Here is a 279-nt window from a genome sequence, read left to right as displayed (position 1 = left end):
GGCTCTTGGCCGGTGCCTCTCGCGCCATGGCCCTTGCGCTTTGAGCTCTCTCTTATTTCAGTGCTTCGGCACCGCCCACGATTTCCGAAATTTCCCGGGTAATGGTCGCCTGCCGCACTTTGTTGTAGTTCAATACCAATTTGGAAATGAGCTCCTGGGCATTGTCCGTTGCCGACCCCATGGCCGTCATCCGCGCTCCCAGTTCACTGGCCGACGCTTGCAGCAGCGCACCGTAGATTACCGTCTCCAGGTATTTGGGCAATAACAGACCCAGCACTT

1 protein-coding gene is annotated in these 279 nt (G+C 57.0%); it reads right to left on the bottom strand.

Translation table 11 applies throughout. The features are described from left to right. Window positions 1–52: 52 nt before the first annotated feature. On the bottom strand, window positions 53–279 hold a 227-nt coding region (locus tag LUCIF_RS00090; protein ID WP_165865824.1), incomplete at its 5' end, for a F0F1 ATP synthase subunit gamma.

The organism is Allolucifera butyrica, assembly GCF_900476375.1.
Lineage (GTDB): Bacteria > Bacillota > Negativicutes > Sporomusales > UPPP01 > Lucifera > Lucifera butyrica.
This window is presented reverse-complemented; position numbering and strand designations above follow the sequence as displayed.